The sequence below is a fragment of the Pseudomonas sp. FYR_5 genome, assembly GCF_043106315.1.
Classification (GTDB): domain Bacteria; phylum Pseudomonadota; class Gammaproteobacteria; order Pseudomonadales; family Pseudomonadaceae; genus Aquipseudomonas; species Aquipseudomonas putida_Y.
In genome coordinates this window covers 15,447-40,909 of record NZ_JBICMK010000091.1, presented here as the reverse complement: position 1 = coordinate 40,909, position 25,463 = coordinate 15,447, and the positions used below count along the sequence as shown (strand labels likewise).

The window sequence follows — 25,463 nt, the reverse complement described above, 5'->3', positions numbered from 1 at the left end:
GGTGAACGGCGGGTGGAGATTGGCCAGCAGACCCGGCCCTTTCGCGGGTAAACCCGCTCCTACGGCGGCCTGTGTCCAACCCCCGATGTGTGTCCACCACCGTGGTAGGAGCGGGTTCACCCGCGAAGAGACCGGCACAGGCGAACGCTCAGCGTTTACCCGCCCAGCGCTGGCGCAACCATTCGAGATCTTCGGGCCGGGTCACCTTTATGTTGTCACTGCGCCCTTCCACCAGCCGCGGCGCCTGACCGGACCATTCGATGGCAGAAGCCTCGTCGGTCACCACCACATCCGACACCAGGCACTCGGCCAGCGCCCGGTGCAACGCCCCAAGGCGAAACATCTGTGGTGTGTACGCCTGCCAGATCGTGCTGCGGTCCACGGTAGCACTCACCCGGCCATGGCTGTCGGCGCGCTTGAGGGTATCGCGCGCCGGCACCGCCAGCAGTCCACCCACCGGGTCGTCCGCCAGCTCCGACAACAGCTTGTCCAGGTCGCCGCGCGCCAGGTTCGGCCGCGCGGCATCATGCACCAGTACCCAGTCGCTTTCAGCCGCCCCCTGGGCATGCAGCATCAGCAAGGCGTTAAGCACCGAGTCAGCTCGTTCACGCCCACCCGCCGCACACTGGATGCGTGGGTCGCTGGCGTAGCGCAAGCCAGGCCAGTAAGGGTCATCTTCGGCAATGCTGACCACTACGCCTTTAAGCGCCGGGTGGCCAAGAAAACAGTCGAGGCTGTGCTCGAGAAGGGTCTGCCCAGCCAGCTCCAGGTATTGCTTGGGGCGGTCGGCAGCCATGCGGGCACCTACACCCGCCGCAGGAATCACGGCCCAGAAGGCCGGCAAGGTATCGATCATTTCTGTGGCAACTGGAAGAGGGTTTCGCCCTCTTTGACCATCCCCAATTCATGGCGGGCCCGTTCTTCAACGGTCTCCATGCCTTTTTTCAGCTCTAGCACTTCAGCATCGAGCACACGATTACGCTCGAGCAAACGCTCGTTTTCGGCATGCTGATCGGCAATCTGCTGCTTCAGTTCGGTCACTTGCGCCAGGCTGCCGTTACCCACCCACAGGCGGTACTGCAGGCCACCCAACAGCAAGAGCAGAACGAGGAACAACCAATAGGGACTGCGCATCACGTTATCCAGGTTAAAAAGGCTGCCGCGTACTTTTCACTTCGGGGCCTCGAATAGCACGAAGCCTGGCCGAGGCCAGGCTTCGTCGACAGAAACCCGTTAGTACGTAGGAAAGTTCAGTACGAACGTTCCTACAACTTCGGCTGCTGCCTTTTTACCATCTCTTGCTTAGCCGCGAAACTCGGCACGACCGCGGTAAACCGCTTTGGCACCCAGTTGCTCTTCGATGCGCAGCAGTTGGTTGTACTTGGAAACGCGGTCGGAACGGCACAGCGAACCGGTCTTGATCTGGCCAGCAGCAGTACCCACAGCCAGGTCGGCGATGGTCGAGTCCTCGGTTTCACCGGAACGGTGCGAGATCACTGCAGTGTAACCAGCAGCCTTGGCCATCTGGATGGCTTCCAGGGTTTCGGTCAGCGAGCCGATCTGGTTGAACTTGATCAGGATCGAGTTACCAATGCCCTTCTCGATGCCTTCCTTGAGGATCTTGGTGTTCGTCACGAACAGGTCGTCACCGACCAACTGGACTTTTTCACCGATCTTGTCAGTGAGGATTTTCCAGCCAGCCCAGTCGGACTCGTCCAGGCCGTCTTCGATCGAAATGATCGGGAAACGCTCGGTCAGGCCTTTCAGGTAGTCGGCGAAGCCTTCGGCGTCGAACGACTTGCCTTCGCCGGACAGGTTGTACTTGCCGTCTTCGTAGAATTCCGAAGCCGCGCAGTCCAGGGCCAGGGTCACGTCGGTGCCCAGCTTGTAGCCGGCTTTTTCGACAGCTTCGGCGATGGCGCCCAGGGCGTCTTCGTTGGACGCCAGGTTAGGGGCGAAACCACCTTCATCACCTACGGCGGTGTTCAGGCCACGGGCCTTCAGTACGGCCTTGAGGTGGTGGAAGATTTCGGTACCCATGCGCAGGCCGTCAGAGAAGGTCTTGGCGCCAACCGGCTGAACCATGAACTCCTGGATGTCGACGTTGTTGTCGGCGTGCTCACCACCGTTGATGATGTTCATCATCGGAACCGGCATCGAGTACTGGCCCGGGGTGCCGTTCAGGTTGGCGATGTGCGCGTACAGCGGCAGGTCCTGGTCCTGGGCAGCAGCTTTGGCGGCAGCCAGGGAAACAGCCAGGATGGCGTTGGCGCCCAGCTTGGCCTTGTTCTCGGTACCGTCCAGTTCGATCATGGCGCGGTCCAGAGCCTTCTGGTCGGAAGGATCCTTGCCCAGCAGCAGGTCGCGGATCGGGCCGTTGATGTTGGCGACGGCCTTCAGCACGCCCTTGCCCATGTAACGGCTCTTGTCGCCATCACGCAGCTCCAGCGCTTCGCGCGAGCCGGTAGAAGCACCGGACGGCGCGCAAGCGCTGCCGATGATACCGTTGTCGAGCAGTACATCGGCTTCCACAGTGGGGTTGCCACGCGAATCGAGAACTTCACGACCTTTGATGTCGACGATTTTTGCCATTGTTGTAAGCACTCCAGAATTTGACGAAAACAACTTAGCTTAGGAAATTCTTGCCGTTCACCGGGCGAACTTGCTTTAGGCAGGCCTGATGAAGGGAGCCCCTGACCGACTGGTCAGGGGTGGATCGGGCGGTACTTTACCCGAGAAATGAGCTTTACGCGGTTTCTACCGTCGGAAAACTTTTCACCAGGTCGTCCAATTGCTTGAGCTGGACCAGAAACGGCTCCAGTTTATCCAGGCGCAGGGCGCATGGGCCATCGCACTTGGCGTTGTCCGGATCGGGGTGGGCTTCGAGGAAAAGCCCGGCCAGGCCCTGACTCATGCCGGCCTTGGCCAGGTCGGTAACCTGGGCACGACGGCCGCCGGCGGAATCGGCGCGACCACCCGGCATCTGCAGGGCGTGGGTAACGTCGAAGAACACCGGGTATTCGAACTGCTTCATGATGCCGAAGCCCAGCATGTCGACCACCAGGTTGTTGTAGCCGAAGCTCGAACCACGCTCGCAGAGTATCAACTGGTCGTTACCGGCCTCCTCGCACTTGGCCAGGATGTGTTTCATTTCCTGAGGTGCGAGGAACTGAGCCTTCTTGATATTGATCACCACGCCGGTCTTGGCCATGGCCACCACCAGGTCAGTCTGCCGCGACAGGAAAGCCGGCAGCTGGATGATGTCGCATACCTTGGCGACGGGCTCGGCCTGGTAAGGCTCGTGCACGTCGGTGATCACCGGCACGTTGAAGGTGCGCTTGATCTCTTCGAAGATCTTCAGCCCCTCGTCCATGCCAGGGCCACGATAGGACGTCACCGACGAACGGTTGGCCTTGTCGAAGCTGGCCTTGAACACATACGGGATACCGAGCTTCTCGGTAACCCGCACGTACTCTTCGCAGACCTTCATCGCCAGATCACGGGATTCCAGAACGTTCATGCCGCCGAACAGGACGAACGGCTTGTCGTTGGCGATCTCGATGTTACCGACGCGAATGATCTTCTGGGTCATCGATCAGGCCTTGTTCTTCTGAGCCAGGGCTGCCTTGACGAAGCCGCTGAACAGCGGGTGGCCGTCACGCGGGGTGGAGGTGAACTCCGGGTGGAACTGGCAAGCGACGAACCATGGGTGGTCCTTGGACTCGACCACTTCCACCAGCGCGCCGTCTTCGGAACGGCCGGAAACCACCAGACCAGCTTCCACCAGTTGTGGCAGCAGGTTGTTGTTCACTTCGTAGCGGTGACGGTGACGCTCGGTGATCACATCCTTGCCGTAGCAGTCGTGCACCTTGGAACCGGCAGCCAGCTGGCAGTCCTGTGCGCCCAGGCGCATGGTGCCGCCCAGGTCGGAAGCCTCGTCGCGGGTCTCGACGGCACCGGTGGCATCGGCCCACTCGGTGATCAGGCCGACCACTGGGTGGCCGCTGTTACGGTCGAACTCGGTGGAGTTGGCGTCTTTCCAGCCCATCACGTTACGGGCGAATTCGATGACGGCCACCTGCATGCCCAGGCAGATACCCAGGTACGGCACCTTGTTCTCACGGGCGTATTGCACCGCAGTGATCTTGCCTTCCACACCGCGCAGGCCGAAACCGCCCGGTACCAGGATGGCATCGGCGCCTTCGAGCAGGCTGGTGCCCTGGTTCTCGATGTCTTCCGAGTCGATGTAACGCAGGTTGACCTTGGTCCGGTTGGTGATGCCGGCGTGGCTCATCGCTTCGATCAGCGACTTGTACGCATCCAGCAGCTCCATGTACTTGCCGACCATGGCGATGGTCACTTCGTGCTCCGGGTTGAGCTTGGCATCGACCACCTTGTCCCACTCGGACAGGTCGGCGCCATTGCACTGCAGGCCGAAGCGCTCGACGACGAAGTCGTCCAGGCCCTGAGCATGCAGTACGCCCGGGATCTTGTAGATGGTGTCGACGTCTTCCAGCGAAATCACCGCACGCTCTTCAACGTTGGTGAACAGCGCGATCTTGCGACGCGACGAAGCATCGACCGGGTGGTCGGAGCGGCAGATCAGCACGTCAGGCTGCAGGCCGATGGAGCGCAGCTCCTTGACCGAGTGCTGGGTCGGCTTGGTCTTGGTTTCGCCAGCGGTGGCGATGTACGGGACCAGGGTCAGGTGCATCAGCATGGCACGCTTGGAGCCCACTTCGACGCGCAGCTGGCGAATCGCCTCGAGGAACGGCTGCGACTCGATATCACCCACGGTACCGCCGATCTCCACCAGGGCCACGTCGGCATCGCCGGCACCCTTGATGATGCGACGCTTGATTTCGTCGGTGATGTGCGGGATGACCTGGATGGTCGCGCCCAGATAATCACCACGACGCTCTTTGCGCAGCACGTGCTCGTAGATACGGCCGGTGGTGAAGTTGTTGTTCTGGGTCATGGTGGTGCGGATGAACCGCTCGTAGTGCCCCAGGTCGAGGTCGGTCTCGGCGCCATCGTGGGTGACGAACACTTCACCGTGCTGGAACGGGCTCATGGTGCCCGGGTCGACGTTGATGTACGGATCCAGCTTGAGCATGGTGACCTTCAGGCCCCGCGCTTCCAGGATGGCCGCCAGGGAAGCCGAGGCAATGCCTTTCCCCAATGAAGAAACAACACCGCCCGTGACGAATATGTAGCGCGTCATGAAAAACCCTAGAAGTCTGCGTTAAGGCGGCCAGCGCCGCCGGAGAAAGCGAAGGAAGGCCGAAGCCCCCGATCACCTGCGTCAATCACAGTGCATCTCGAAAAACTGCCGCGTCTGTACAGCCAGGGTATACCCGGCATGGCGTTCGCTCGTCATTTCCAGAATCAGCTCGGCAAAAAACTGCTTGGTAATCGGCAACCCCTGTGTTTTCGCGGAACCCACAGAAGTTGTATCAAGAAGGGAGGGTAGTCTACCGGAATGTACCCTTCAGCTCAAACCTTGCGCGTTCGTCGGTAACTGCCAGTGCAGTTGGCAATCCGCCCTCACCAGCCCGGGCAGGTTGGCCACCGCCAGCAGGCAATCGTCGCTATATAGCAAGGGCAGGCGCGAGCGCAGGAAATGCGGCACTTGCTGCTCGTTTAACAGGCGCTTGAGGTCACGCCGGCCTCGGCCGGGAACCTCCAGAATTTCACCACCCTGACGGTAGGCAATGCGCAACCCGCCCGGCACGGCTGCGCCGACAAGACGCACGCAACCATTGCCCGGCAACCGCAGCGGCCCATCAGGGTCGGGCCAGGCCAGCGAGCCAGCGGGTTGCTGTAGCCAATCACCGCTCAACCACCAGATGCGCCCGTGGCTACGCACCAACCGCCCATCGGCAAGCCGCCAGACTGGCCGGGCATCGGCGGCGGCATCGCGCAGGTCTGCCCAGCCGGCCCAGTGCCGGGTATCGGGCAAACGGGTGCGCTGGCTTAGCCAGTACTGCAAGGCATTGCGCTGACGGGCTGGCGATAGCGCTACCAGGGTGGCCAGGTCGAGGGAATCCAGCCCCGGCCAGGCGATGGGCGCCCCCTTACGCGCAAGCGCCAGATCCTCCTGGGCCAGTTCGTCCAGCAAACCCAGCGCCTCACCCAGATGCTCTGCTGCACGGGCGAAGTTCTGGCTGGCCTGAGGCCAACGTTGCTGCAAGTGCGGCATCACTTCGCCGCGCAGGTAGTTGCGGGCGAATTGTGTGTCGGCGTTTGACGGGTCTTCGATCCAGACCAACCCTTGGGCTTTGCCGTAGTCCTGCAACTGCTGCCGCGAACAACCCAGCAACGGCCTGACCAGGCTGCCCTGCCCTAATGCCCGCTGCACCGGCATGGCTGCCAGGCCCCGCAGGCCGGCGCCGCGCAACAGGCGGAACAGCAGAGTCTCGGCCTGGTCGTCGCGGTGCTGGCCGGTGAACAGGATGTCGCCTGGGCCGAGCACTTGCCTGAAGGCGGCATAGCGGGCATCTCGGGCCGCCTGCTCCAGGCTGGCGCCGGGGCTGACCTGGACGTGAATGACGTGGAGTTCGATGCAAAGATTGTCGCAGACGGCTTGGCAATGAGCAGGCCAGGCGTCAGCAGCGGACTGCAGGCCATGGTGGACATGAATGGCACGCAGCGGTGGGGAAACGTGATTGCGGGCGTAATCGGCCAGCAGGTGCAGGAGGACGGTGGAATCGAGGCCGCCGGAGAAGGCGACGTGCCAGGTGGGGGCGTTGAGCCAAGGAGTGAGGTTGATCATCTAGCCCTCGCTCGATTCCAGAAAGCATTCGCGGGCATGCCCGCTCCCACATGTACGGCGCAAGCCTCAAGGACAGCGCAATACCTGTAGGAGCGGGTCTACCCGCGAACACCGGCGAAGCCGGTGCCGTCAATCACAAGGGCCACAAAACGGCCCCCGGGGCAAATCAGAATCAGAGGCCGTAGCTCATCAGGCGCTCGTAGCGACGGGCCAGCAGCGCGTCGTTGTCGAACTTGCCGAGCATGTCCAGCTGCTGCACCAGATCGGCACGGATGCTTTCGGACATCTGGGCCGGATCACGGTGGGCGCCGCCCAGCGGCTCCTGGATGACCTTGTCGACAATGTTCAGGCTCTTCAGGCGCTCGGCGGTGATGCCCATGGCCTCGGCCGCGTCTGCTGCCTTGTCGGCGGTTTTCCACAGAATCGACGCACACCCTTCCGGCGAGATAACCGAGTAGGTGGAGTACTGCAGCATGTTCAGTTGGTCGCACACGCCAATGGCCAGTGCCCCACCGGAACCACCCTCACCAATCACGGTCGCGATGATCGGGGTTTTCAGGCGTGCCATGACCCGCAGGTTCCAGGCAATGGCTTCACTCTGGTTACGTTCTTCGGCGTCGATGCCCGGGTAGGCGCCCGGCGTGTCGATGAAGGTCAGGATCGGCATCTTGAAGCGTTCGGCCATTTCCATCAGGCGACAGGCCTTGCGGTAGCCTTCCGGGCGCGGCATGCCGAAGTTGCGACGCACTTTCTCGCGCACTTCACGGCCCTTCTGGTGGCCAATGACCATGACCGGCTTGCCGTCCAGACGCGCAGTACCACCCACGATGGCGGCGTCGTCAGAGAAGTGACGGTCCCCGTGCAGTTCTTCGAACTCGGTGAAGATGTGCTCCAGGTAGTCCAAGGTGTAAGGACGACGCGGGTGACGGGCCAGGCGGGCGATCTGCCAGCTGGTCAGGTTGCCGAAGATGCTTTCGGTCAGGGTGTTGCTCTTGTCTTGCAGACGGGCAATTTCATCGCTGATGTTCAGCGAGTTGTCGTTACCCACCAGGCGCAGGCCTTCGATCTTGGCTTGCAGGTCGGCAATCGGCTGTTCGAAATCGAGGAAATTCGGGTTCATAGTCATCCGTCTTGGGTCTACGGCCAGGCGGCCGGCCGGTTGATCCGTTTGGCGCCATACCTTAAGGGATCAGGCGCATTCAGGTCGAGATTAAATTTTTGTCGGTTCAACGATATTGCAGGAAGACGTTCTCACGCCCGAACTGGTCACGCAGCGCCTGAATCAGGCCATCGGCCGGGTCGATCGCCCACTGGTCGCCAAACTGCAGCATGGCCTTGGCGTCGCTGCCGGTGTACTCCAGCGTGATCGGGCAAGCACCACGATGGCGGGTGATCAGCTCGCCCAGCCACTTCAGCCGGTCGCCTTTCAGTGCGTCGTGCGCCACCTTCAGGCGCAGGCTCTCGGCCAGCTTGGTGCGCGCGTCTTCCATGGTCATCACCTGCTTCACCCGCAGGCGCAAGCCCCCGGAGAAGTCGTCATTGCTGACCTCGCCTTCCACCACCACCATGGCATCGGTCTGCAGCAAGGACTGTGCCGCCATGAAGGCATCGGCAAACAGCGATGCCTCGATCCGCCCGGAACGGTCATCCAGGGTGACGAAGCCCATCTTGTCGCCCTTCTTGTTCTTCATCACCCGTAGGGCAATGATCATGCCGGCGATGGTCTGGGTTTCGCGCGACGGCTTGAGGTCGACGATGCGCTGGCGGGCGAAGCGGCGAATCTCGGCCTCGTACTCGTCGATCGGGTGGCCGGTCAGGTACAGGCCCAGGGTGTCTTTCTCTCCCTTCAGACGCTCCTTGAGGGTGAGCTCGCGCACCTTGCGATGGTTGGCGTAGACGTCGACATCTGCCGCGTCGAACATGCCGCCGAACAGGTCGACATGGCCACTGTCAGCGGTGTGCGCAGCCTGCTCGGCTGCCTTGATGGCCTCGCCCAGCGCCGACAGCAAGGTTGCCCGGTTGATGTCGATATTGGCGTGGTAGGCCTTGATCTCGTCATGGAAGTGCGGGCCAAGGCGGTCCAGCGCGCCACTGCGCACCAGCGCATCAAGGGTACGCTTGTTGACCCGCTTGAGGTCGATGCGTTCACAGAAATCGAACAGGTCCTTGAACGGACCGCCTTGGGCACGGGCTTCGACAATCGCCTCCACCGGGCCTTCGCCGACACCCTTGATGGCGCCAAGGCCGTAGACGATCCGGCCGTCGTTGTTGACGGTGAACTTGAAGTCCGAGAAGTTCACGTCCGGCGCGTCGAGGCGCAGCTTCATGCTGCGCACCTCCTCCACCAGCACCACCACCTTGTCGGTGTTGTGCATATCCGCCGACAGGACCGCAGCCATGAACGGCGCCGGGTAGTGGGTTTTCAGCCAGGCGGTCTGGTACGACACCAGACCATAGGCGGCGGAGTGGGATTTGTTGAAGCCGTAGCCAGCGAACTTTTCTACCAGGTCGAAGATGTTACCGGCGAGGTCCGCATCGATATTGTTGGCCACGCAACCTTCGATGAAACCACCGCGCTGCTTGGCCATCTCCTCGGGCTTTTTCTTACCCATGGCCCGACGCAGCATGTCGGCGCCACCCAGGGTATAACCTGCCATCACCTGGGCGATCTGCATCACCTGTTCCTGGTACAGGATGATGCCGTAGGTCGGCGCCAGTACTGGCTTGAGGCCTTCGTACTGGTAGTCGGAGTGCGGGTAGGCCAGTTCGGCGCGGCCGTGCTTGCGGTTGATGAAGTCGTCCACCATGCCCGATTGCAGCGGGCCCGGGCGGAACAGCGCAACCAGTGCGATCAGGTCTTCCAGGCAGTCGGGCTTGAGCTTCTTGATCAGCTCCTTCATGCCGCGCGATTCAAGCTGGAACACCGCCGTGGTTTCGGCCTTCTGCAGCAACTCGTAGGTCTTGCGGTCGTCCAGCGGGATGAAGTCGATGTTGAGGTCGGGCAGGTTCTTCTTGGCCTGCTCGCGGTTGATGATCTCCATCGCCCACTTGATGATGGTCAAGGTACGCAGGCCGAGGAAGTCGAACTTCACCAGGCCGGCGGCCTCGACGTCATCCTTGTCGAACTGGGTTACCAGGCCACCACCCTCTTCATCACAGGCGATCGGCGAAAAGTCGGTGAGCTTGGTCGGTGCGATAACCACACCACCGGCGTGCTTGCCGGTGCCCCGGGTCACACCCTCCAGCTTCAGGGCCATGTCCCAGATTTCACGGGCGTCTTCGTCGCCCTTGAGGAAGTCACGCAGGATCTCTTCCTGCTCGTAGGCCTTCTCCAGGGTCATGCCCACTTCGAAGGGGATCATCTTCGACAGGCGGTCGGCCAGGCCATAGGATTTGCCTTGCACCCGCGCCACGTCACGCACCACCGCCTTGGCGGCCATGGTACCGAAGGTGATGATCTGGCTCACCGCATTACGGCCGTAGGCCTCGGCTACGTAGTCGATCACCCGGTCACGGCCGTCCATGCAGAAGTCGACGTCGAAGTCGGGCATGGAAACACGTTCAGGGTTGAGGAAGCGCTCGAACAGCAGGTCGTAGGCCAGCGGGTCGAGGTCGGTGATCTTCAGTACATAGGCCACCAGCGAGCCAGCACCCGAGCCGCGGCCCGGGCCAACCGGTACATCGTTGTTCTTGGCCCACTTGATGAAGTCCATAACAATCAGGAAGTAACCGGGGAAGCCCATCTGGATGATGATGTCCAGTTCAAACTTCAGGCGATCCAGGTAGACCTGACGCTTTTCTTCATAATTGGGCGTGGTCTCTTTCGGCCACAGCACCGCCAGGCGCTCTTCCAGGCCTTCGTGGGACACATGCCGCAGGTAGTCGTCGATGCCCATGCCGTTGGGCGTGGGGAAGTCAGGCAGGAAGTACTTGCCCAGCTGCACCTGGATGTTGCAGCGCTTGGCGATCTCGACGGTGTTGACGATGGCGTCGGGCAGGTCACTGAACAGCTCGGCCATTTCCTCGGCCGACTTCAGGTACTGCTGGTCGCTGTAGCAACGCGGACGGCGCGGGTCGTCGAGGGTCCATCCCTCGCCAATGCATACGCGGGTTTCGTGGGCGTCGAAGTCCGTTTGCTTGATGAAACGCACGTCGTTGGTAGCCACCAGCGGGGCGCCAAGCTTGTCGGCCAACGCCACCGCCGCATGCACGTATTCTTCGTCGCGTGCCCGATTGGTGCGCTGCACTTCAACGTAGAAGCGCTCGGGGAACATGCCCATCCAGTCTTGAAGTAGCGCTTCGGCTTCATCTTGCCGCCCAGCCAGCAAGGCCATGCCGATGTCGCCTTCCTTACCCGCGGACAGGGCAATCAGGCCCTCGCTGGCCGGCGCGATCCATTCACGCTGGAGGATGACCAGGCCATTGCGCTGGCCATCGGTCCAGCCGCGCGAGATCAGTTCGGTAAGGTTGCGATAGCCCTTGGGGTCCATGGCCAGGAAGCAGATGCGCGACAGCGGGGCTTCCGGGTCGGCGCCGGCCAGCCACAGGTCGGCACCGCAGATCGGTTTGATACCGGCGCCCATGGCAGTCTTGTAGAACTTCACCAGCGAGCACATGTTGCTCTGATCGGTGATCGCGACCGCCGGCATGTTCATCCCGGTCAGTGCCTTGGCCAGCGGCTTGATCCGCACCAGGCCGTCAACCAGCGAGAATTCAGAGTGGACGCGCAGGTGAACGAAGGAAACCGACATGGAAGATCCTGTAGCAGTGCTTAACGACAAGGGCGGGATTGTAGCCTAACTAGGGGCTTTTTTTGGGGCTGCTTTGCAGCCCTTCGCGGGCACGCCCGCTCCCACAGGTACGGCCCCGCTGCTCAGACCGATGAATCCTGTGGGAGCGGGCGTGCCCGCGAAGGGCCGCAAAGCGGCCCCAATAGGTCAGATCAGGGAATCGGTGACGCCTTCGCGCGCTTCCCAGGCCGCCCGCACAGGGGCGAAGGATCGCCGATGAATGGGCGTAGGCCCAAGGCGCGCCAAGGCCTCGAGATGCACCGGGGTCGGGTAGCCCTTGTGCCCGCCAATGCCATACCCCGGGTAGATCAGTTCGAAGGCGCTCATCTCCCGATCACGGGTCACCTTGGCCAGGATCGATGCCGCTGCAATGGCCGGCACCTGGCTATCCCCCTTGACCACCGGTGCGGCCGGCACAGCCAGCTTCGGGCAGCGATTGCCATCGATCAGGGCCAGCTTCGGCGTAATGTGCAAGCCCTCCACTGCCCGCTGCATGGCCAGCATGGTGGCCTGCAGGATGTTCAGGCTGTCGATTTCCTCGACCTCGGCGCGGGCGATGCAGAAGCTCAAGGCCTTTTCGCAGATCTCGTCGAACAGCGCCTCACGCTTGGCTTCGGTGAGCTTCTTCGAGTCGTTCAGACCGAGAATCGGCCGCGCAGGATCAAGAATCACCGCCGCCGTGACCACCGCGCCACACAGCGGGCCACGGCCCACTTCGTCAACGCCGGCGACCAGGTCTTCTACCAGGTTGAAGTCCAGTCCAATTTGCATGTCAGCGGTCCTTGAGCAGGGCCAGTACCGCCTCGGCCGCCTGATTGGAGGCGTCACGGCGCAGGGTGCGGTGAATTTCGTCGAAACGTTCGGTCTGATGGCTTCCATCGCGTACCAGCGGCGCCAAGGTGTTGGCCAGCGCTTCGCTGGTAGCGTCGTCTTGCAGCAACTCGGGCACCAGCTCTCGCTGGGCCAGCAGGTTCGGCAATGACACGTAAGGGCTTTTCACCAGACGCTTGAGAATCCAGTAGGTCAAGGGCGCAAGGCGGTACGCCACCACCATCGGCCGCTTGTACAGCAGCGCCTCGAGGGTGGCGGTGCCCGAGGCGATCAGCACCGCATCACAGGCCGCGAGGGCTTGGTGCGACTGGCCATCGAGCAGGGTCAGCGGCAGTTGGCGCCCTTCCAGCATCTGCTCGATCTGGGCACGCCGCGTGGCGTTGGCGCAGGGCAACACGAAGCGCACACCCGGCACTTGTTGGCAGAGGCGCTCGGCGGCGTCGAGGAATAACGCGCCCAGGCGCCCTACTTCGCCACCCCGGCTGCCCGGCATCAGCGCCACCACAGGCCCCTCGCCCAGGCCCAGCGCGGCGCGCGCGGCCGGGCGGTCGGTTTCAAGCGGGATGGTGTCTGCCAGCGGGTGGCCGACAAAACGCACTGGCACACCCTGCTCTTCGTAGAACCGCGCCTCGAACGGCAGCAGCGTCAGCATCAGGTCACAGCCTTCGCGAATCTTCAGCACGCGCTTCTGCCGCCAGGCCCACACTGACGGGCTGACATAGTGGACGGTCTTGATCCCGGCCTGCCGCAGCTTCAGCTCGATATTGAGGGTGAAGTCAGGGGCGTCGATGCCGATGAATACGTCGGGCTTTTCTTCGATCAGGGTCTGGATCAGCAACTTGCGACGCTTGAGCAGCTCGCGCAAGCGCCCCAACACCTCGACCAGCCCCATGACGGCCAGGCGTTCCATGGGGAAATAGGATTGCAGGCCTTCGGCCTCCATCAAAGGGCCGCCAACCCCGATGAAACGTACGTCGGGGTGGCGCGCCTTCAGGGCACGCATCAAGCCTGAACCAAGAATATCGCCACTGGCCTCACCGGCGACCAGCGCTACGCAAAGCTGGGCCATATCAGCGTGTGATGCCGCGAGCGGAGCTCAGGATCGACTGACGGAACAGCTCGACCTCGGGGTGTTGCGCAGCGGGTTCGGCCAGCTCCTTGAGCGCGTCTTCTACGGTCAGGCCCTGACGGTAGACAATCTTGTAGCAACGACGCAGCACATGGATCACCTCGTCGCTGAAACCGCGGCGGCGCATGCCCTCGAAGTTCATGCTGCGGGCTTCGGCCGGGCTGCCGAACACGGTCACGAAGGCCGGAACGTCCTTGCCAATCGCCGTGCCCATACCGGAAAACGCGTGGGCGCCAATGTGGCAGTACTGGTGAACCAGGGTGTAACCGGACAGGATCGCCCAGTCACCCACATGCACATGACCTGCCAGCGCCGTATTGTTGACCAGGATGCAGTGGTTGCCGATGACACTGTCGTGGCCAATGTGGGCATAGGCCATGATCAGGTTGTGGTCACCCACGGTGGTTTCCGCGCGGTCCTGAACAGTACCGCGGTGGATGGTCACCCCTTCGCGAATGACATTGTGATCGCCGATCACCAGGCGCGTCGGCTCACCCTTGTACTTAAGGTCCGGGGTGTCTTCACCGATGGAAGAGAACTGGAATATACGGTTGTGCTTGCCGATGCGGGTCGGGCCTTTAAGCACAACATGCGGGCCGATAACGGTGCCCTCCCCGATTTCTACATCAGGGCCAACGATCGACCAAGGGCCGACCTCGACGCCGTCGGCCAGCTTGGCCGACGGATCGATAATGGCCCGAGGATCAATCGAATTCATAGGGAGCGTTCCGCGCAGGTGATTTCTGCCGAGCAGACCGGCTTGCCGTCGACCAGGGCGCGGCACTCGAACTTCCAGATCATGCTTTTACGACTGAGGAACTTGGCTTCCAGCACAAGCTGGTCACCCGGCAGAACCGGCTGACGGAAACGCAGTTTGTCGGAACCGACAAAGTAGTACAGGGTGCCATCGGCCGGCTTGGCATCGAGCATCTTGAAACCAAGGATGCCGGCCGCCTGGGCCATGGCTTCGATGATCAGGACACCCGGCATGATCGGGTGTGCCGGGAAGTGGCCATTGAAAAACGGCTCGTTGATGCTGACATTCTTGTAGGCACGAATGCTCTGGGCCTCGAAGTCCAGATCCGTCACACGATCTACCAGCAGGAACGGGTAGCGGTGAGGCAGGTATTCGCGAATCTCGTTGATGTCCATCATTTCGGTGGGGAAGCCTGTAATAAGAATAGGGAGCGCAGGTGCTGACCACACGCTCCTTTTGCAATCCAAAGAGGAGCCAGCTAGCGACTGTTCACTCTTGCTCAGGGAATGGTATCAGCCTTCTGATGTCGGCAGGCCACCTGAGGTCACGGTATCGACGCGTTTTTCCAGCTGCTGGAGACGCTTGGCCATGTCGTCCAGGTGGCGGATACGCGCGGCGCTCTTGCGCCAGTCAGCCAGCGGCTGCATGGCAGTGCCGGAAGAATAGGCACCCGGTTCGGTGATCGAACGGGTTACCATGGTCATCCCGGACACGAAAACGTTATCACAGACATCGATATGGCCGACCATGCCGACACCGCCGGCAATGGTGCAGTGCTTGCCAATGCGCGTGCTACCGGAAATCCCGACGCAAGCGGCCATGGCCGTGTGCTCGCCGATCTGCACGTTATGGGCGATCTGGATCTGGTTGTCGAGCTTGACCCCGTCAGCGATCCGCGTGTCCGACAAAGCACCGCGGTCGACAGCAGTGTTGACGCCGATTTCCACGTCATCACCGATGGTCACGCCACCGATCTGGGCGATCTTGCGCCACACACCCTTCTCGCTGGCAAAGCCGAAACCTTCACCGCCAATCACCGCCCCCGACTGAATGACCACGCGCTTGCCGATGGTCACGTCATGGTACAGGGTGACCCGCGGTGCCAGCCAACCACCCTCGCCGATCACGCAACGCGCGCCGACCACGCAGTGTGCACCCACAGTGACATTGGCCGCGATACGCGCACCGCTTTCGATGACCGCGAACGGCCCGATGCTGGCACTGGCATCCACCTGCGCGTCCTCAGCCACCACGGCGCTGGGATGAACACCCGCCACAGCCTTGGGTTTGGGGTCGAACAGGTGGGAAATGCGTGCGTAGGCCAGGTACGGATCGGCGACGATCAGTGCATTGCCGGCAAAGCCTTCGGCATCCGCCGCCTTGAGCAGCACTGCGGCCGCCTGGCTGTCATCCAGGAATTTTCGGTACTGCGGGTTGGCGAGGAAGCTCAACTGACCGGGGCCAGCCTCCTGCAAGGTGGCCAGCCCGGTAATCTGCAGCGTCTCGGGCCCTTTGAGGGTGGCTCCGAGTGCCTCGGCCAGCTGGCCTAACGTCATGGTCACACTCATATCAACGGGCTTGGTTCATGCGCTCGATGACTTGGCGGGTGATGTCATACTGAGGTTTGACATCGATGACCGCACCACGCTCGAGGACCAGGTCGTAGCCGCCCTTCTTGATCACTGCCTCGACAGCACCATCCAGCTTCGGCTTCAGTTGCTTGAGCATGTCGCGATCAGCAACGGCCTTCGCTTCGTTCAATTCCTTGGACTGGAACTGGAAGTCCCGGGCCTTTTGCTTGAACTCGAGCTCCAGGCGCTCACGCTCCTGCTGCTGCATCTTGTCGCCGCCCTTGATCAGGCGGTCCTGGATGCCCTTGGCACTGCTTTCCAGGTTTTTCAGCTTGGTCAGTTGCGGACCGAATTTCTTCTCGGCATCAACCGCATACTTCTTGGCGGCATCCGACTCGAGCAGGGCCATCTGGTAGTTCAGGACGGCAACCTTCATTTCGGCGAAAGCCGGGGTGGCGACCAGCGCCGCGGCCACTACGGCCATTTGAGCCAATTTACGCACGATGCACTCCTGGATAAACCGTTGTCGTTAAGCAAGGGCCGACCTTAGAAGGTCTGGCCCAGAGAGAATTGGAACACCTGGGTATCGGCATCGTCCGGCTTCTTGACCGGCATTGCCAGGCTGAAGCTCAGCGGGCCCAGTGCGGTAATCCAGGTCACGCCCAAGCCGACCGAACTGGCCATGCCCGAGAACCCGACCTTCTCGCAATCAGGTTTGTTGCCGCAATTGGTGTCGAACACGTTACCCACGTCCCAGAACACGGAGGTGCGAAGTGAACGCTGGTCCTTGACGAACGGCAGCGGGAACAGCAGCTCGGCACCGCCTTGCACCAGCACGTTACCACCAAACGGCAACGGATCCTGATCCGGGTCGCGGATAGTGCCCGGCTTGCCGCCATCGGCCTCGCCGCGACTAGGCGTACTGCGTGGGCCCAGGCTGCTGTCCTTGAAGCCACGGACAGAGTTGAAACCGCCCGCGAAATAGTTCTCGTAGAACGGCAGGCCGGAGGTGCTGCCGTAACCATCACCATAGCCCAGCTCGGTATGCAGGCGCAGGGTGTAGTCGTTGGTGATCGGCTTGAACAGCTGGCCACGGTAGTCAAGCTTGAAGAACGACAGGTCGCTGCCCGGAACAGTGGACTCCAGGGTCAGGCTTTGCGAGTGGCCACGGGTGGCCAACACGCCTTTGTTCAGGGTCGACTCGGACCAGCCGATCGAGGCCTTGAAGTTCAGGAAGTTGTCACCTTCCTGCTCGAGGAAGTCGAAGATCTCGTCAACGGTGTACTTGCCGGTCTTGATCTTGTCCTGCTGCACGCTCAGGCCGTAGGTCAGGCGCGAGGTCTCGCTGATCGGATAGCCCAGGCTGACGCCCGCACCGTAGCTGTCCACCGCATAGCTGGCAACGTCGACGTCGAGGTCGTCGTAATCGGTGCTGCGGTAGAAGGCGTTGTAGCCCAGGCTGACGCCATCGGCAGTGAAGTAGGGATCAACGAAGCCGAAGTTGTAGCGGGTCTGGTATTCCGAGCGGGTCAGGCCGACGGACACTTTGTTACCGGTACCGAGGAAGTTGCTCTGGCTGATCGAGCCACCGAGGATCAGGCCGGCGCTCTGGGCGAAACCGACGCTGGCGGTGATCGAACCGGAGGCCTGCTCTTCGACGCTGTAGTTCACGTCCACCTGGTCGTCGGTGCCAGGTACCTGAGGGGTCTCGACGTTGACTTCCTTGAAGTAACCCAGCCGCTCCAGACGGGTCTTGGACTGGTCGATCAGGTAGGTCGAAGCCCAGCCACCTTCCATCTGGCGCATTTCGCGGCGCAGCACTTCGTCTTCGGTCTTGGTGTTGCCGCGGTAGTTGATGCGGTTGACGTAGGCACGCTTGCCCGGGTCGACCACGAACATGATGTCGACCGTGTGGTCCTGGTCGTTCGGCTGTGGCACACCGTTGACGTTGGCAAAGGTGTAGCCTTCGTTACCCAAGCGACGGGTGATCAGCTCGGATGTGCTGGTCATCACCTTGCGCGAGAATACCTGGCCCGGCTGCACCAGCAGCAGCGACTTGACCTGGTCTTCCGGCACCTTGAGGTCGCCGGACAGCTTCACGTCGCGAACGGTGTATTTCTCGCCTTCGTTGATGTTGACGGTGATGTAGACGTGCTTCTTGTCCGGCGTGATGGACACCTGGGTGGAGGCGATGTCCATGTTGATGTAGCCGCGGTCCAGGTAATAGGAACGCAGACGCTCCAGGTCACCGGAGAGTTTTTCACGGGCGTACTTGTCGTCGTTCTTGAAGAACGACAGCCAGTTGGTGGTCTTCAGCTCGAACAGCTGCCCCAGGGTCTCATCATCGAATACGTTGTTGCCAACGACGTTGATGTGCTGGATGGCGGCGACGGTGCCTTCGTTGATCTTGATCTTCAGCGCCACGCGGTTGCGCGGCTGCGGCACCACTTCGGCGTCTACCTCGGCCGAGTAGCGCCCCTGGGCCACGTACTGGCGCTGCAGCTCGTTACGCACGCCTTCGAGGGTGGCACGCTGGAAGATCTCGCCTTCGGCCAGGCCCGATTGCTTCAGGCCCTTCATCAGGTCTTCGGTGCTGATCGCCTTGTTGCCTTCAATCTCGATGCTCGACACCGACGGGCGCTCGACCACGTTGATGATCAGCACATTGCCATCACGGCTCAACTGGATGTCCTGGAAGAACCCGGTCTTGAACAAGGAACGAGTCGAGTCCACCAGGCGGCGGTCGTCGGCCTGGTCACCAACGTTCAGCGGCAAGGCACCGAACACACTGCCGGCGGAAACCCGCTGCAGGCCGTTGACGCGAATATCGGAGATGGTGAAGGACTCGGCGTGAACTTCAGCGATCATCAGTGCGGACATGACCGCAGTTAGCAGCAGACGTTTCATGAAGTCCTTTTATTCCAACTGGCAATAAACAACCTGCCGTCACAAACGGCAGGTTCGCAATTGAGCGAAGCTTTATAGTCGACCCAGATCGTTGATCAGGGCGAGCAACATCACCCCTATGACCAAACTGATACCGATCTGAACCCCCCAACCTTGCACCCGATCCGACAGCGGACGACCGCGCGCCCACTCGACCAGGTAAAACAGCAAATGCCCCCCATCCAGTACGGGTATGGGCAGCAGGTTAAGAACCCCCAGGCTTATGCTCAGGTAGGCCAGGAAATTCAGGAAATCCCCCACGCCGGACTGGGCTGAAGCGCCCGCCACTTTAGCAATGGTTATCGGTCCACTCAAGTTTTTTACCGAGAGCTCCCCGAACAGCATTTTCTTCAGCGATTCAAGGGTCAGGACGCTCATGCTCCAGGTACGCGACAAGCTCTCACCCACCGCATCCAGCGGGCCGTAGCTGACTTCGCGGAGCATGTTGGCAGGCCATTCGCCACCTTTGACGCCAGCACCAAGATAGCCACCGACTGCCTTGCCCTCACCCTTGCGGGCCAGGGTCACCGGCAGCTCCAGGGCAGCTCCATCGCGCTCCACTCGCACCACTACCTTGGCATCAGGGCGGGCGCGCACGCGGTCGACAACCTGCTGCCATTCGGTCACCGCCACATCATCCAGAGCCAGCAGCTTGTCACCGGTTTTCAGGCCAGCAGCGGCAGCCGGCCCCTTCGGGTCGATCTCGGCCAGCACCGGGGTGATCGCCGGGCGCCAGGGGCGCAGCCCCAGGGATTGAATCGGGTCCGGCTCGTCGGCGCCCTTGAGCCAGCTGTCCAGCTTGACCTGCAACTGGCGCTCGGCGCTGGCACCCTCATCGCGCACGCCAATCTGCAAGGTACCGCTCTCACCCAGACGACGAACCAACTGCAGGCTGACCGCCGACCAACCGTTGGTCGGCTTACCGTCGACAGAGACGATTTCCTGACCCGCGGTCAGCCCGGCCGATGCTGCCAGGCTGCCACTGTCGACCGCACCGATAACCGGGCGGATTTGCTGGGTACCCAGCATCGCCAGTACCCAGAAAAACAGGATAGCGAGCAGAAAATTGGCGATCGGGCCTGCCGCGACAATCGCAATACGCTGGCGCACCGACTTGCGGTTGAACGACTGCCCGGCCAGCGCTGGCGGCACATCGCCTTCGCGCTCGTCGAGCATCTTGACGTAGCCACCCAGAGGAATGGCCGCAACAACGAACTCGGTGCCGTGGCGGTCATGCCACCGCAGCAGCGGCGTGCCGAAACCCACCGAAAAACGCAGCACCTTGACGCCGCAGCGGCGCGCCACCCAGAAGTGACCGAATTCGTGGAAAGTGACCAGCACACCCAGAGCCACGAGGGTGCCGATAATCATGTAGAGCGCTGTCATGTCCATCTCCGAATGATGTTCAGCGGGCTGGCATCCCCAGCCCCCTCACGAACCTTGGCGGGCCTGCATCAGCGGCCGTGACGCCTCAGCCACTCTCGGGAAAGCTCCCGGGCACGCTGATCGGCGGCAAATACCGCATCCAGCGACGGCAACGGTACGACGGGTTCCTGGTCGAGTACCTGTTCGATCATACCCGCGATCTCCGGGAAGCGGATGCGCCGTTCAAGAAATGCCTGGACCGCCACTTCGTTGGCTGCATTGAGCACCGCTGGCGCACTGTTGCCAGCCTCGGCAGCCTGCCGCGCAAGGCGCAGGCAAGGGAAGCGTTGTTCGTCGGGCGCCTGGAAATCCAGACGGGCGATGGCGAACAGGTCCAGGGGGGCGACCCCGGAATCGATCCGTTCCGGCCAAGCCAACGCGTTGGCGATCGGCGTACGCATGTCCGGGTTGCCCAACTGCGCGAGCACCGAACCGTCCACGTAGTCGACCAGCGAGTGGATCACGCTTTGCGGGTGCACCACCACCTCAACCTTGGACGGCGCGGCATCGAACAACCAGCAGGCCTCGATCAACTCGAGGCCTTTGTTCATCATGCTGGCCGAATCCACGGAGATCTTGCGCCCCATGGACCAGTTAGGGTGAGCACAAGCTTGCTCCGGGGTCACGTCCAGCAGCGCCTCGACCGGCGTCTCGCGGAACGGCCCACCAGAAGCGGTAAGCAGGATCCGGCGCACACCGACGGCGCTCAGGCCACGGGCGTAGTCGCCTGGCATGCACTGGAAGATAGCGTTGTGTTCGCTGTCGATCGGCAGCAGCACGGCACCCTTTTGCCGCACCGCCTCCATGAACAGCGCGCCCGACATTACCAGTGCTTCCTTGTTGGCCAGCAACACCTTTTTGCCTGCCTCGACGGCCGCCAGCGTGGGGCGCAAGCCGGCAGCACCGACAATGGCTGCCATCACCGCATCCACTTCAGCGGCCGACGCCACCTGGCAAAGCCCTGCCTCGCCCTCCAGCACCTCGGTGGTACAACCAACTGCAGCCAGACTTGCACGCAACCTCACCGCCGCCTCAGTGCTCGGCACCACAGCGAATGCCGGACGATGACGCACACATAGCGCCAACAGTTCGTCGACGCGCGAATAGCCGGTGAGGGCAAACGCTTGATAACGGTCGGGATGGCGCGCGATCACATCCAGCGTGCTCAGGCCGATGGAGCCGGTCGCCCCGAGCACGGTAATACGTTGCGGGCGACTCACATCACACCCCATTCGGCAGCCCACAACAGCACCGCGAAGATCGGAATTGCCGCTGTCAGGCTGTCGATGCGGTCGAGCACACCACCGTGCCCAGGTAGCAGATTGCTGCTGTCCTTGATGCCGGAGCGACGCTTGAACATGCTCTCGGTCAGGTCACCGACCACCGAGGACATCACCAGCAACGCAGCGCCCAGCAGGCCCAGCAGGATCTGACCAAAGCCCCAGTCGCGACTGATGCCGACACCCAAGGTGATAAACAGGCTGACTGCCAGCCCACCATACACACCTTCCCAGCTCTTGCCCGGGCTGACCTGCGGGGCCAGCTTGCGCTTGCCGAACGCCCGGCCAGAGAAGTACGCACCGATGTCGGCGGCCCACACCAGCACCATGACGGACAGGATCAGCCAGTTCCCCAGGGGCCAGTGCTTGAGGAGCACCAGTCCCTGCCAGGCCGGCAACAGCACCAGCAGGCCGATCAACAGCCGACAGGCAGCACTGACCCACAGCTCGCTGCTGCGCGGATAGGTAAGCACCAGCCAGGTAGCCAGCCCCCACCAGATAACCGCAGCGCCCAGCACCCAGGGCGCCAGCTCCGGAAGGATGTACAGCAGCATCAGCGCTCCGGCGACCACCGCTGCATAGGCAATGCGCAGCGGCTGGGCCATCAGCCCGGCAAGGCGCGCCCACTCCCAGGCACCGAGGGTCACTACGAATCCGATGAACAGGGCGAAGTCCCCGCCATTGAGCAGGAAGAAACCACCCAGCGCGACCGGCAACAGGATCAGCGCAGTAATGATGCGTTGTTTAAGCATTAAGCACGAGCTCCAGCCTCGACCTGCTCGCTGGTCTTACCGAAGCGGCGCTGGCGCGAAGCGAAATCGGCCAGGGCATTGCGCATGGCCTCGTGTTTGAAGTCCGGCCAGTAGAGGTCGGAGAAGTACAACTCGGCATAGGCCAGTTGCCACAGCAGGAAATTGCTGATGCGATGCTCGCCACCGGTGCGAATGCAAAGATCCGGCAACGGCAGCTCGCCGGTTGCCAGACAGGTCTGCAGCAGACCCGGGGTGATGTCTTCCGGGCGCAGGTGCCCGGCCTGCACTTCCCGCGCCAACCGCTGGGCAGCCTGGGCAATGTCCCACTGGCCACCGTAGTTGGCTGCTATCTGCAGAATGAAGCGGTTGTTGCCAGCGGTCACTGCCTCGGCCTCGCGCATGGCGGCCTGCAGCTCAGGATGAAAACGCGAACGGTCGCCGATGATGCGCAGGCTGATATTGTTCTCGTCAAGGCGCTTGGCCTCACGGCGCAGCGCCGAGAAGAACAGCTCCATCAGCGCCCCGACCTCTTCGGCAGGGCGCTGCCAGTTCTCGCTGGAGAAGGCGAACAGGGTCAGCACCTCGACCCCGGACTTGGCACAGACTTCGATGACCGCGCGAACGGCATCCACACCCGCCTTGTGCCCGGCCACGCCGGGCAGCAGGCGTTTTTTCGCCCAGCGGTTGTTGCCATCCATGATGATCGCGACATGACGCGGCACCGAGGACGGCGCCGCTGGCTTGGTCTTTTCCATTAAAAAACCCCGGCCTTAAACGGCCATCAGGTCCTTTTCCTTGGCTTTGAAGGCAGCATCCACTTCGGCGACGAACTTGTCGGTCAGCTTCTGGATCTCGTCAGCGGCGCGACGTTCTTCGTCTTCGCTGATTTCCTTGTCCTTGGTCAGTTTTTTCAGGTCAGCCAGGGCGTCGCGGCGCACGTTGCGCACGGCTACCTTGGCATCCTCGGCAACACCGCTGGCCTGCTTGGTGTAGCCCTTGCGGGTTTCCTCGGTCAGGGCCGGCATCGGTACTCGGATGGTGGTACCGGCGCTGGACGGGTTAAGGCCCAGATCGGAGGTGAGGATGGCCTTTTCGATGGCAGCGCTGAGGTTCTTGTCGTGAGCGACGATCTTCAGGGTGCGCGCATCTTCGACGGTGATCGCGGCGACCTGGTTCAGCGGCATTTCGCTACCCCAGGCGGTAACCTTGACGCTGTCCAGGATGCTTGGGTGAGCGCGACCGGTGCGGATTGCAGCCAGGTTGCGGGACAGGGCTTCGATGGACTTGCCCATGCGCTCCTGCGCGTCTTTCTTGATGTCGTTGATCATGCTTGGCCTTCCTCGATCAGTGTGCCTTCAGCGCCACCCACCACGATGTTCAGCAGGGCGCCAGGCTTGTTCATGTTGAATACCCGCAATGGCATCTTGTGGTCACGGCACAGGCAGATTGCGGTCAGGTCCATCACACCCAGCTTGCGATCCAGAACCTCATCGTAGGTCAGGTGATCGAATTTCTCGGCGTGCGGGTCCTTGAATGGATCGGCAGTGTACACGCCATCGACCTTGGTCGCCTTCAGCACCACGTCGGCATCGATTTCGATGGCGCGCAGGCAGGCCGCGGAGTCGGTGGTGAAGAACGGGTTGCCGGTACCGGCGGAGAAAATTACCACATCCCCGGAGTTGAGGTGACGAATAGCTTTGCGGCGATCGTAATGATCGGTGACACCCACCATGGAAATGGCCGACATGACCAGCGCCGGGATGTTCGAGCGCTCCAGCGCATCGCGCATGGCCAGGCCGTTCATCACGGTAGCAAGCATGCCCATGTGGTCACCCGTGACGCGGTCCATGCCGGCTGCGCTGAGCGCGGCGCCGCGGAACAGGTTGCCGCCACCGATGACCAGGCCGACCTGTACACCGATCCCTACCAGCTGGCCAACTTCAAGCGCCATGCGATCCAGCACTTTCGGGTCGATCCCGAAGTCTTCCGAGCCCATCAGGGCCTCGCCGCTAAGTTTGAGCAAAATGCGTTTATAGCGAGGTTGGCGACCACTCACCTGCTGAGCCATTGCGAGTCTCTCCTGCGGCGTACTTTTAGAAAATTCGTGCGGGCTGTTTGCAGCCTGCTAACTGTAGCGTGGCACCGCTTCGGTGCCAGCGAAGAGGGAGTCGTATAAACCCCTCCCCGTTTTGACAAAGAGGCTGCGCGCGTGAGCGGGCAGCCTCTTTGGGGCGACAGACGGGGCTGTCTTACTGCTTGGCAGCAGCTACCTGAGCGGCAACTTCAGCAGCGAAGTCGTCGACTGGCTTCTCGATGCCTTCGCCTACCTTGAAGTAGGTGAAGGAAACGATTTCAGCACCGGCTTTCTTGGCCAGCTCGCCAACCTTGACTTCCGGGTTCATGACGAAAGCTTGCTCTTTCAGCGAGGCTTCTGCCTTGAACTTGGTGATACGACCGTTGATCATGTTCTCAACGATGTTTTCCGGCTTGCCGGCGATCTTGTCGGCGTTCAGCTGCAGGAAGACATTCTTCTCGCGCTCGATGGCCTCGGCGGAGATTTCCGACGAATCCAGGAACTCAGGGTTCGAAGCTGCGACGTGCATGGCGATGTTCTTCGCCAGCTCCACGTCACCGCCTTTCAGAACGACGACAGCGCCGATCTTGTTGCCGTGCAGGTAGGCACCGACAACGTCACCCTCAACGCGCACCAGGCGACGGATGTTGACGTTCTCGCCGCACTTGGCAACCAGGGCTTCACGAGCAGCTTCACGCGAGGCGATCAGCGGAGCGGCGTCGGTCAGCTTCTGGGCGAAGGCTTCTTCGAGGCTTTCGGCCACGAAGTTCTTGAAGTCGTCTTGCAGGGCCAGGAAGTCGGTCTGCGAGTTCACTTCCAGCAGGACGGCGGATGTACCGTCGGTCTTGACGGCGATAGCGCCTTCAGCAGCGACGTTGCCAGCCTTTTTGGCGGCCTTGATGGCGCCCGAGGCACGCATGTCGTCAATGGCTTTCTCGATGTCGCCGCCGGCCTTTTCCAGGGCCTTTTTGCAATCCATCATGCCTTCGCCGGTACGCTCGCGCAGTTCTTTTACCAGCGCTGCAGTAATTGCTGCCATTTCAAAATCCTCTTGGAAAGTTTTTCAACCATTCCACCCGTCAATCACGGGCGTTCAATTCTGCAAATCCGCTGCTTTCATTTCAGCAGGCCCA

At 61.7% G+C, this 25,463-nt stretch carries 22 protein-coding genes; all 22 read right to left on the bottom strand.

Features of this window, described 5'->3' with window-relative positions:
• Nucleotides 1–148: 148 nt before the first annotated feature.
• The 22 genes from ispD to tsf all read right to left on the bottom strand — a co-directional run bounded on the left by ispD (nucleotide 149) and on the right by tsf (nucleotide 25,369).
• A complete protein-coding gene (gene ispD / locus ACF8RA_RS17285) occupies nucleotides 149–856 on the bottom strand; it encodes a 2-C-methyl-D-erythritol 4-phosphate cytidylyltransferase (protein WP_176682770.1) in 708 nt (235 codons plus the stop codon).
• Nucleotides 853–1,134: a cell division protein FtsB gene (gene ftsB / locus ACF8RA_RS17280; protein ID WP_004576849.1), complete on the bottom strand. Its 282-nt coding sequence runs from the start codon at nucleotides 1,132–1,134 to the stop codon at nucleotides 853–855. The genes ispD and ftsB overlap by 4 nt, the downstream gene beginning before the upstream one ends.
• A 168-nt stretch (nucleotides 1,135–1,302) precedes the next feature.
• Complete coding sequence (gene eno, locus ACF8RA_RS17275; protein ID WP_176682769.1) at nucleotides 1,303–2,592, bottom strand: phosphopyruvate hydratase; 1,290 nt, start codon at nucleotides 2,590–2,592, stop codon at nucleotides 1,303–1,305.
• Between the two features lie 154 nt (nucleotides 2,593–2,746).
• Entirely contained in the window at nucleotides 2,747–3,592 is an 846-nt protein-coding gene (kdsA, locus tag ACF8RA_RS17270) for a 3-deoxy-8-phosphooctulonate synthase (RefSeq protein ID WP_176682768.1), read from the bottom strand.
• A 3-nt stretch (nucleotides 3,593–3,595) separates the two neighbouring features.
• A complete protein-coding gene (locus tag ACF8RA_RS17265; RefSeq protein ID WP_003252329.1) occupies nucleotides 3,596–5,224 on the bottom strand; it encodes a CTP synthase in 1,629 nt (542 codons plus the stop codon).
• Between the two features lie 267 nt (nucleotides 5,225–5,491).
• Nucleotides 5,492–6,775 (bottom strand): tRNA lysidine(34) synthetase TilS, encoded by a 1,284-nt coding sequence (gene tilS, locus ACF8RA_RS17260; protein ID WP_392519383.1) that lies wholly within the window; start codon nucleotides 6,773–6,775, stop codon nucleotides 5,492–5,494.
• 172 nt (nucleotides 6,776–6,947) lie between these two features.
• Nucleotides 6,948–7,895: an acetyl-CoA carboxylase carboxyltransferase subunit alpha gene (locus ACF8RA_RS17255; RefSeq protein WP_014754274.1), complete on the bottom strand. Its 948-nt coding sequence runs from the start codon at nucleotides 7,893–7,895 to the stop codon at nucleotides 6,948–6,950.
• 106 nt (nucleotides 7,896–8,001) lie between these two features.
• Nucleotides 8,002–11,526, bottom strand: a complete 3,525-nt coding sequence (dnaE, locus tag ACF8RA_RS17250; RefSeq protein ID WP_392519382.1) for a DNA polymerase III subunit alpha — start codon at nucleotides 11,524–11,526, stop codon at nucleotides 8,002–8,004.
• 186 nt (nucleotides 11,527–11,712) lie between these two features.
• Nucleotides 11,713–12,336 (bottom strand): ribonuclease HII, encoded by a 624-nt coding sequence (gene rnhB, locus ACF8RA_RS17245; protein WP_176682765.1) that lies wholly within the window; start codon nucleotides 12,334–12,336, stop codon nucleotides 11,713–11,715.
• Between the two features lies 1 nt (nucleotide 12,337).
• Nucleotides 12,338–13,465: a lipid-A-disaccharide synthase gene (gene lpxB, locus ACF8RA_RS17240; RefSeq protein WP_176682764.1), complete on the bottom strand. Its 1,128-nt coding sequence runs from the start codon at nucleotides 13,463–13,465 to the stop codon at nucleotides 12,338–12,340.
• A 1-nt stretch (nucleotide 13,466) separates the two neighbouring features.
• Nucleotides 13,467–14,243 carry an acyl-ACP--UDP-N-acetylglucosamine O-acyltransferase gene (gene lpxA, locus ACF8RA_RS17235; RefSeq protein ID WP_176682763.1) on the bottom strand — a complete coding sequence of 259 codons (777 nt, stop codon included), beginning with the start codon at nucleotides 14,241–14,243 and terminating at the stop codon, nucleotides 13,467–13,469.
• The gene (gene fabZ / locus ACF8RA_RS17230; protein ID WP_003252314.1) at nucleotides 14,240–14,680 is read right to left on the bottom strand and encodes a 3-hydroxyacyl-ACP dehydratase FabZ; all 441 of its coding nucleotides are present in this window, start codon (nucleotides 14,678–14,680) and stop codon (nucleotides 14,240–14,242) included. The genes lpxA and fabZ overlap by 4 nt, the downstream gene beginning before the upstream one ends.
• 114 nt (nucleotides 14,681–14,794) lie before the next feature.
• Nucleotides 14,795–15,850: a UDP-3-O-(3-hydroxymyristoyl)glucosamine N-acyltransferase gene (lpxD, locus tag ACF8RA_RS17225; protein WP_176682762.1), complete on the bottom strand. Its 1,056-nt coding sequence runs from the start codon at nucleotides 15,848–15,850 to the stop codon at nucleotides 14,795–14,797.
• 1 nt (nucleotide 15,851) lies between these two features.
• On the bottom strand, nucleotides 15,852–16,337 hold the full coding sequence (locus ACF8RA_RS17220) for an OmpH family outer membrane protein (RefSeq protein ID WP_218115276.1): 486 nt from the start codon (nucleotides 16,335–16,337) through the stop codon (nucleotides 15,852–15,854).
• Between the two features lie 62 nt (nucleotides 16,338–16,399).
• Complete coding sequence (gene bamA / locus ACF8RA_RS17215) at nucleotides 16,400–18,760, bottom strand: outer membrane protein assembly factor BamA (protein ID WP_176682760.1); 2,361 nt, start codon at nucleotides 18,758–18,760, stop codon at nucleotides 16,400–16,402.
• A 72-nt stretch (nucleotides 18,761–18,832) separates the two neighbouring features.
• Complete coding sequence (gene rseP, locus ACF8RA_RS17210; protein WP_392519381.1) at nucleotides 18,833–20,185, bottom strand: RIP metalloprotease RseP; 1,353 nt, start codon at nucleotides 20,183–20,185, stop codon at nucleotides 18,833–18,835.
• A gap of 68 nt (nucleotides 20,186–20,253) precedes the next feature.
• The gene (ispC, locus tag ACF8RA_RS17205) at nucleotides 20,254–21,444 is read right to left on the bottom strand and encodes a 1-deoxy-D-xylulose-5-phosphate reductoisomerase (RefSeq protein WP_176682758.1); all 1,191 of its coding nucleotides are present in this window, start codon (nucleotides 21,442–21,444) and stop codon (nucleotides 20,254–20,256) included.
• Nucleotides 21,441–22,256, bottom strand: a complete 816-nt coding sequence (locus ACF8RA_RS17200; RefSeq protein ID WP_176682757.1) for a phosphatidate cytidylyltransferase — start codon at nucleotides 22,254–22,256, stop codon at nucleotides 21,441–21,443. Before ACF8RA_RS17200 ends, ispC begins: the two co-directional genes overlap by 4 nt.
• The gene (gene uppS, locus ACF8RA_RS17195; RefSeq protein ID WP_003252299.1) at nucleotides 22,256–23,011 is read right to left on the bottom strand and encodes a polyprenyl diphosphate synthase; all 756 of its coding nucleotides are present in this window, start codon (nucleotides 23,009–23,011) and stop codon (nucleotides 22,256–22,258) included. The genes ACF8RA_RS17200 and uppS overlap by 1 nt, the downstream gene beginning before the upstream one ends.
• Before the next feature lie 15 nt (nucleotides 23,012–23,026).
• Nucleotides 23,027–23,584, bottom strand: coding sequence for a ribosome recycling factor (gene frr / locus ACF8RA_RS17190; protein ID WP_003252296.1), 558 nt, complete (start codon nucleotides 23,582–23,584; stop codon nucleotides 23,027–23,029).
• The gene (pyrH, locus tag ACF8RA_RS17185; protein WP_003252294.1) at nucleotides 23,581–24,324 is read right to left on the bottom strand and encodes a UMP kinase; all 744 of its coding nucleotides are present in this window, start codon (nucleotides 24,322–24,324) and stop codon (nucleotides 23,581–23,583) included. The genes frr and pyrH overlap by 4 nt, the downstream gene beginning before the upstream one ends.
• A 181-nt stretch (nucleotides 24,325–24,505) precedes the next feature.
• Nucleotides 24,506–25,369 (bottom strand): translation elongation factor Ts, encoded by an 864-nt coding sequence (gene tsf / locus ACF8RA_RS17180; protein ID WP_003252290.1) that lies wholly within the window; start codon nucleotides 25,367–25,369, stop codon nucleotides 24,506–24,508.
• Nucleotides 25,370–25,463: the final 94 nt, after the last annotated feature.